The organism is Polaromonas sp. P1_G4 (assembly GCF_056405475.1).
Genome location: NZ_JBFUCA010000204.1, coordinates 1 through 6,997, shown reverse-complemented (window position 1 = coordinate 6,997; position 6,997 = coordinate 1). Strand labels below are relative to the sequence as shown.

The 6,997-nt window shown below is 62.3% G+C and carries 9 protein-coding genes; 7 read left to right on the top strand and 2 right to left on the bottom strand.

Translation table 11 applies throughout. The annotated features are described in order from the left end of the window. The 6 genes from AC1D1X_RS11880 to AC1D1X_RS11855 all read left to right on the top strand — a co-directional run. The coding region (locus tag AC1D1X_RS11880; protein WP_477698325.1) for a phosphatase PAP2 family protein at positions 1-242 on the top strand (242 nt) is incomplete at its 5' end. 82 nt (positions 243-324) lie between these two features. Further along, the gene (locus AC1D1X_RS11875; RefSeq protein ID WP_477698326.1) at positions 325-1,518 is read left to right on the top strand and encodes a beta-ketoacyl-[acyl-carrier-protein] synthase family protein; all 1,194 of its coding nucleotides are present in this window, start codon (positions 325-327) and stop codon (positions 1,516-1,518) included. A 9-nt stretch (positions 1,519-1,527) separates the two neighbouring features. After that, a complete protein-coding gene (locus AC1D1X_RS11870) occupies positions 1,528-2,358 on the top strand; it encodes a beta-ketoacyl synthase chain length factor (RefSeq protein ID WP_477671553.1) in 831 nt (276 codons plus the stop codon). Positions 2,359-2,372: 14 nt separating this feature from the next. Continuing rightward, positions 2,373-2,879, top strand: a complete 507-nt coding sequence (locus AC1D1X_RS11865; protein ID WP_477671626.1) for an ApeP family dehydratase — start codon at positions 2,373-2,375, stop codon at positions 2,877-2,879. After that, positions 2,876-3,610 carry a 3-oxoacyl-ACP reductase FabG gene (gene fabG, locus AC1D1X_RS11860; protein ID WP_477671552.1) on the top strand — a complete coding sequence of 245 codons (735 nt, stop codon included), beginning with the start codon at positions 2,876-2,878 and terminating at the stop codon, positions 3,608-3,610. The genes AC1D1X_RS11865 and fabG overlap by 4 nt, the downstream gene beginning before the upstream one ends. Before the next feature lie 11 nt (positions 3,611-3,621). Continuing rightward, a complete protein-coding gene (locus AC1D1X_RS11855; RefSeq protein WP_477671551.1) occupies positions 3,622-4,428 on the top strand; it encodes a class I SAM-dependent methyltransferase in 807 nt (268 codons plus the stop codon). Here AC1D1X_RS11855 and AC1D1X_RS11850 read toward each other — a convergent pair. Further along, a complete protein-coding gene (locus AC1D1X_RS11850) occupies positions 4,416-5,192 on the bottom strand; it encodes a glycosyltransferase family 2 protein (RefSeq protein ID WP_457279115.1) in 777 nt (258 codons plus the stop codon). The genes AC1D1X_RS11855 and AC1D1X_RS11850 overlap by 13 nt on opposite strands. 37 nt (positions 5,193-5,229) lie before the next feature. After that, on the bottom strand, positions 5,230-6,084 hold the full coding sequence (locus AC1D1X_RS11845) for a lysophospholipid acyltransferase family protein (RefSeq protein WP_477671550.1): 855 nt from the start codon (positions 6,082-6,084) through the stop codon (positions 5,230-5,232). Between the two features lie 311 nt (positions 6,085-6,395). Between AC1D1X_RS11845 and AC1D1X_RS11840 the strand changes: the two genes are divergently transcribed. After that, on the top strand, positions 6,396-6,997 hold a 602-nt coding region (locus tag AC1D1X_RS11840), incomplete at its 3' end, for a MutS N-terminal domain-containing protein (RefSeq protein WP_477698324.1).

Sequence of the window (6,997 nt, the reverse complement as noted above, 5' to 3'; positions counted from 1 at the left end):
GCCCTTCGCTTCATGTGGCAACAGCCGTTTTTTCGGGCATCTGGCTGCACCATCTGCTGCGCCGATTCTCCGTCCCCGCATGGGTGCTGGCGGTGAACGCGCTCTGGTGTTTCGGCATTGCCTATTCCACGCTGGCCACAAGGCAGCACGTCGCGGTGGACGTCGCCGGAGGCCTGCTCCTGGGGGGAGTGGCAGCCTGGTTATCCCTGCATCTTCACAAACAGCGCACCGCAGGCAAGTAACAGCTGGTGTCCGGCATCGCAACGGCGCCGGATTTGCCACGTGATTTGCTAAAGTGTCTTTTTCTTCAGATTGGTTTTTTCTCTGTATCCACTTTGGCTTTCCCACTTCACCGCAACCAGCAGTATGGGTCGCGGTCTTGCACAAACTCTCGACGCGTTGCGCACGCGGCGGGGCGGGCTCGCCCCATGCACTTTTGACACGGTCGACCTGCCGACCTTTGCAGGCGAGGTCACGGGCACGGACAGCGTGCAGCTTCCTGCGCAATGGGCCCGCTTCGACTGCCGCAACAACCGGCTCGCCCTGCTGGGGCTTCAGCAGGACGGCTTTACTGAAGCGGTGGCAGCCGCCGGCAMAAAATACGGCGCGCACCGCGTGGGGGTCTTCATCGGCACCAGTACATCGGGCATTTTGCAAACCGAACTGGCCTATCGCCGGCGCGACCCGGGGACCGGCGCCCTGCCCCCCGATTTCATTTACGGCACAACACACAACACATTTTCTGTCGCTGATTTCACGCGCCAGTACCTTGGGCTGACCGGCCCGGCCGCCGTTGTGTCGTCAGCCTGCTCATCCAGTGCCAAGGTGTTCGCTTCAGCGCGAAGGATGATGCGGGCGGGCCTGATCGATGCTGCCGTGGTCGGCGGGGTCGATTCGCTGTGTCTCACAACTTTGTATGGCTTTAACTCGCTGGGTCTGATTTCCCCCCAGGCTTGCAGGCCATTCGACGCCGCACGCAACGGCATCACCATTGGGGAAGCTGCCGCTTTCGCCCTGCTGGAACCCGCACCGGCACAACCCGCCCCAGATGATGTGCTGCTGCTGGGCGTCGGCGAATCCAGCGACGCCCACCATATGTCCTCCCCCCATCCCGACGGCCTGGGTGCACGGCTGGCAATGCAGCAGGCCCTGGACATGGCCGGCCTCACCACGGCCGGGATCGACTACATCAACCTGCACGGCACAGCCACACAAAGCAACGATGCCGCGGAAGCCAAGGCGGTGTCCGGGCTGTTCGGCCCAGGCACCCCCTGCAGCTCCACCAAGGGCGCCACCGGCCACACGCTCGGCGCTGCGGGCGGGCTTGAAGCCGTGATCTGCGCGCTCGCATTGCAGCACGGCCTGCTGCCCGGCGGCATCAACACCCACGAGCGCGACCCGGCCCTGGCCGTCAACTACCTCATGGACAACCAGGAGGCCGCCCCCCGGCATGTGCTCAGCAATTCCTTCGGCTTCGGCGGAACCAATTGCAGCCTGATTTTTGGCCGTGCCGGTTAAGGTCCCCACATGACACAAGCACAATCCCCATCCGCAACAGCGCTGACGGTTTTTGTCGAAGGTATCGGGCTGCTGGGCCCCGGACTGGCGAGGTGGGCGCAAGGGCGCGAATATCTCAAAGGCAGCACCGCTTATCAAGCCACGCGCTGCGTTCTTCCGCCACCCATGGCTTTGCCGCAGGCCGAACGCCGCCGGGCCGGCGCGGTGGTGAAGGTGTCGCTGGCAGTGAGCGAGGAAGCGGTTGCAGCTTCGGGCCTGCAAGCTGCCATGCTGGCATCCGTGTTTTCATCTTCCAGCGGCGACGCCGTCAATTGCCACGAAATTTGCAATGCTCTGGCCTCCAGCGACAGGCTGATCTCCCCGACGCGCTTTCACAATTCAGTGCACAACGCCGCCTCCGGCTACTGGAGCATTTCAAGCGGCTCGATGGTTTCGTCCTCGGTGCTTTGCGCGCGCGATGCAAGTTTTTCGGCAGGTCTGCTGGAGGCCATGGCCCAGGTAGCGGTGGACCAGATACCCGTGCTGCTGGTCGCTTATGACACCGATTACCCGGAGCCGCTGTACAGCACACGCCCCATTCCCGACACCTTCGGCCTGGGACTGGTGCTGACACCCCACCGCAGTGAACGCAGCCAGGCGCAGTGGACGCTGGAACCAGACAACTGCCTGACGGCCTTGCCTGCCGACCGGCTCGATGACGCCGCGCTCGAACAGCTGCGCACAGACATTCCTGCGGCACGCTGCCTGCCTCTGCTGCGCAGCATCGCGCGGCAGCAAAGCGGCCGGATCGTGCTGGACTACCTTGACGGCCGGCAACTGGCCCTGCAGGTGGCACCGTGATACTTGCAGGCCTGATGCCCACCAAGGCCTGCAGCGCGCCTTTGAGCCTTGGGCACGACGAGATCGCGCGCCGTATTCCCCATCAAGGCAGCATGTGCCTGCTTGAACGCGTCACGGCGTGGGACAACAGTCAAATTTCTTGCGAAGCCACGAGCCACCGCGCTGCCGGCAATCCCCTGCGTGCCTACGGAAGGCTGGGCGCCGCATGCGGGATTGAATACGCAGCGCAAGCCATGGCTGTGCACGGCGCACTGATCTCGGAAGCCGCGGCCGGCACCCAGAAAAATCACAAGGCAGACGACAACGCCACCCCCTTCGGCTACCTGGTCAGCGTTCGCGGGGTCACCTTGCACGTCGAAAGACTCGACGACATCAACCTCGCGCTCACCATCCATGCCGAGCGCACGAGCGGCGACGCCGGCAGTATTCTTTATGGGTTCACGGTCCACGCAGGCCCTGCACTGCTTCTGTCGGGCCGCGCCGTGGTGATGCTCGACGCGCCATCAAAGGGGACTGCATGAACGCCTCCGTACTCAAACGCGCGCTGGTCACCGGTGGCAGTGGCGCCATCGGCTCAGCCATTTGCCGGCAACTGGCTGCCGATGGATTTCACGTCATCGTGCATGCCAACCGCGGCCTCGATGCCGCATCAGCACTGGTGGCTTCCATCCAGGCGTCAGGCGGTCATGCGGAAGCTGTGGCGTTTGATGTCACTGATGCCGCCGCAACCGCCATTGCACTGGAAACCCTGCTGCTTCAGGGGCCGGTCCAGGTGGTCGTGAACAACGCCGGCATTCATGACGACGCGGTCTTTCCGGGCATGCAGCTGCGGCAGTGGCAACAGGTCATTGACGTATCGCTGAATGGCTTTTTTCATGTCACCCAGCCCTTGATGATGCCGATGATCCGTACGCGCTGGGGGCGTATCATCAATATCACGTCGGTCGCGGCAGTGGCAGGCAACCGCGGACAGGTGAATTATTCGGCGGCCAAAGGCGCATTGCATTCAGCCACCAAATCCCTTGCACTGGAGGTGGCCAGCCGCGGCATCACGGTTAATGCGGTCGCGCCGGGCATCATCGCGACACCGATGAGCCAGGACAGTTTTGATGCCACTGCCATCGCGCAGCTGGTACCCATGAAACGAGCCGGGCGACCTGAAGAAGTCGCCGACCTCGTGAGTTTTCTGACTTCAGAGCGCGCAGCTTACATCAGCGGCCAGGTTATTTCCATCAACGGCGGCATGATTTAAAAAGGCACTCCATGACCATTCCTGAAAACACTCCCACGGTGCATGCACCCCATGTCCCGCTGACCGAGTATTACCAGACAGAGCAGGACCGGCAAACCTATCTGCGCAGGATTTTTGACAGTACCGCGCCGGACTATGACCGCATCGAGGCAATCCTGGCCTGGGGCAGCGGTTCACGCTATCGACGCGACGCATTGATTCGCGGCGGCCTGAAAACCGGCATGAAAGTCCTCGACGTGGGCGTGGGAACCGGCCTGGTTGCCGCGCAAGCCTGCCTCTTGACCGGAGACCCCACACTGGTGACCGGCCTTGATCCCAGCCCCGGCATGATGGCCGCCAGCAAGCTGCCAAAAACCATGGTGCTGGTGGAAGGCCGGGCCGAGTCCCTTCCGTTTCCGGACAACCATTTCGATTTTTTAAGCATGGGTTATGCCCTGCGCCACATCAGCGACCTGGGTGTGGCATTTGCAGAATTTGAACGCGTGTTGAAGCCCGGTGGACGGCTCTGCGTGCTCGAAATCACCCAGGCAAAAAGCCGCTGGGGCCGCTGGTTGCTCAAGACCTACATGCGCGGCGTCATACCGCTGCTGACGCGCTTCGTTTCGCGGCAAAAGGAAACCGCGTCCATCTGGCGCTACTACTGGGACAGCATAGAAGCCTGCGTGCCGCCCGAACAGGTGCTGGCCACGTTGCGCGCGGCGGGTCTGGCGGATGTCAGGCAACACCTGGAAGCCGGCGTATTTTCAGAATACCAGGCAGTCAAATCGCAGCCCGGCTCCGCGGCCCCGGCCCTGGCCTCAACTCATCACGATCGCTGAAACAGGCGCCGGGCCAGCAACACTGGCAAGCGCAGCACAAACCCGATGAAAAGCCGGGAATGCATCCAGGTGAGCAAAAGGTTGTCGCGCAAGTAGTTGAAGTGCGACACCCCTCCCTCGTCGGGCCGAAAATACTTCACGGTGGCCGGCAGGTTGACCGGCTTCACCCCGCGCCAGCACATGCGCACCACGGCTTCCGGGTCAAAATCAAAGCGGCGCATCCAGCGTTGCCCGGCCATCACATCACGCAGCGGCGCGATCGGGTAAACACGAAAGCCGAACAGGGAATCCCCGATGCCGGCCCACAGGGTTTCCAGGTCGGCCCATCCATTGGACACCTTGCGTCCGTTGACACGCAGGCGTGGTGCATCCGCGGCGAATACCGGCACGCCGAGCACCATGACAGCGGGTTGGGCCAGCGACGCGACCATGAACTCCGGAATCAGGTGGGCGGGGTGCTGCCCATCGGAGTCCATGGTCAGCACATGCGTGAACCCCTGGGCCGCAGCCAGCTCAATGCCGTGCAGCACTGCGGCACCCTTGCCCACATTGCGCGGCAACACCACGACCCGCAAGCGCGCATCGTCTGCGGCCATTGCCAGCAGACGGTCGGTGCTGCCGTCAGTGCTGCCGTCGACGACCACCCAGACCGGCGCCCACTGCGCAAGTGCACTGCGGACTGTTTCGTCAACTTTGACACCGGGGTTGTAACTGGGAATCAGGACGAGGTGCGTCCTGGACATGTCGCGAAGGGAATCATTCATCGAGGGATCTAACTTGAACGGAAAACTGCGTGCACCTTCACGCCGGCGGCGCAGAAGCAGTCAGGGAGGACGCCCGGGTACGCCCCAGCTCGGCCTGGAAGTATTGTTCCAGCTCTGCGGTGAAGTGCGCCGTGTCGCTTACCGGTTCAAAGCATTTTCCGAGGCGAACACGGTAAGTGACCGGCATTTTCGGCGTCCATAGCAGGGACCAGCCCTTGCCCAGAAACCTCGAATCGGTTTCGATAAAAACGGTTTGCACCGGCACACCCGCGTATTTGGAAATCAGGCTCGTCGTTCCCTGCATGCGTCCTACAGGAAACCGCCGTGTGCGGGTGCCCTCCGGAAAAAGCAGCAAACTGCTGCCCTGGCGCAAGTCGGCGACGGCCAGCTGCACCATGGTGCGCAGCGGCGTATTGCGGATATAACCCACCAGTCGCGCGCCGGCCCCAAAAAAAACGCTGTTGACGATGTCCGCCTTCATGATGCAGGTGGCGTCCGGCAAACGCGACAGGATCATGATGGCGTCCAGCAGGGAAGGATGATTGGGCGCGATGATCACTGGAGGGCCTGCCTGCAGCGCATCCAGCGCCGTCAGGTCGAACCGACAGGCCCCCATCAACACCAGCAGGCGCAGATAAGAGCGGAAAGTGGCGGCCACGAGCCTGCGCCCCCAGCGTTTGCTTAATACCCTCGGCAACAAGGGCCGCATGACCACCGCCAGCAGCGAGACCGCCAGGCTGACGCCAACAAGTACCAGGTAACCCACGCAAAGACGGGCAGTTTCATGCACCGCCCTGCGGCCCTTATTGGCCAGGGACGGCTCGGCAAGCGCAGTGTCAGTCGGCTCCGCCCCGCTTACGCTGTTGAAAGGCGGGATACTCGGCTCGGTCATTGCTTGCCTTTCGGTTGAGGTCGTGGGCCCTGGCGCAGACCGTATCCGGTTTGCTTTTTGAATAGATGAATGCAAGCGAGTCTACCTCCCCAAAAATGCCGCTCTTTGGCAGATTTCCGGATTCCAGCGTAAGGTTTTATGCCGACTGAGGGGCCCACCGCAATCTTTCCCGGCAAAAGCCGGTGTTGGCGGTAAGTGACTGATAGTAAAGGACAATCAGGGGCCGGAAACATCGAAGAACGGCCCCTAAGATAGGCAATTGGCGAGATAAAAATGCGAACAGAAGGAAGCGCGCATGCGCTAGGTCATTGATGCAAAAAGAAACAATTCGGGGCAAAAATCCAACAGGCGGCGCGCCGGAAGACACGCCCATGATGACGCAATACAAGCGCATCAAGGCGGAGTACCCCGACACCCTGGTTTTTTACCGCATGGGGGATTTCTACGAGGTCTTCTTTGCCGATGCGGAAAAGGCCTCCCGCCTGCTGGACATCACGCTGACACGGCGCGGCCAGTCCGCGGGCGAGCCGGTTGTCATGGCGGGCGTGCCCTTTCATTCGCTGGAAGGCTACCTGGCCAAGCTCATCAAGCTCGGCGAATCGGTAGCCATCTGCGAGCAGGTCGGCGACGTCGCCACCAGCAAAGGCCCCGTGGAGCGCAAAGTGGTGCGCGTGGTCACGCCCGGCACACTGACCGACACCGAACTGCTGAGCGACAAGACCGAATCCATCCTGCTGGCCGTGCACCAGGGCGCGCGCAACACCTGCGGCCTGGCCTGGCTCAGCGTGACGCAGGGCGAAATCCACCTGGCGCACTGCGCCAATGACGAACTGGAAGCCTGGCTGGCGCGCGTGGCGCCCAGCGAACTGCTTTACAACGTCGACGTAACGCCGGCCTTTGAGCAGCGCCTCAA

Bases quoted from the DNA above. Each gene is read 5' to 3' on its own strand.
- AC1D1X_RS11865 (WP_477671626.1), top strand. From the start codon at position 2,373: ATGCCCACCAAGGCCTGCAGCGCGCCTTTGAGCCTTGGGCACGACGAG.
- AC1D1X_RS11850 (WP_457279115.1), bottom strand. From the start codon at position 5,192: ATGAATGATTCCCTTCGCGACATGTCCAGGACGCACCTCGTCCTGATT.
- fabG (WP_477671552.1), top strand. From the start codon at position 2,876: ATGAACGCCTCCGTACTCAAACGCGCGCTGGTCACCGGTGGCAGTGGC.
- AC1D1X_RS11845 (WP_477671550.1), bottom strand. From the start codon at position 6,084: ATGACCGAGCCGAGTATCCCGCCTTTCAACAGCGTAAGCGGGGCGGAG.
- AC1D1X_RS11870 (WP_477671553.1), top strand. From the start codon at position 1,528: ATGACACAAGCACAATCCCCATCCGCAACAGCGCTGACGGTTTTTGTC.
- AC1D1X_RS11855 (WP_477671551.1), top strand. From the start codon at position 3,622: ATGACCATTCCTGAAAACACTCCCACGGTGCATGCACCCCATGTCCCG.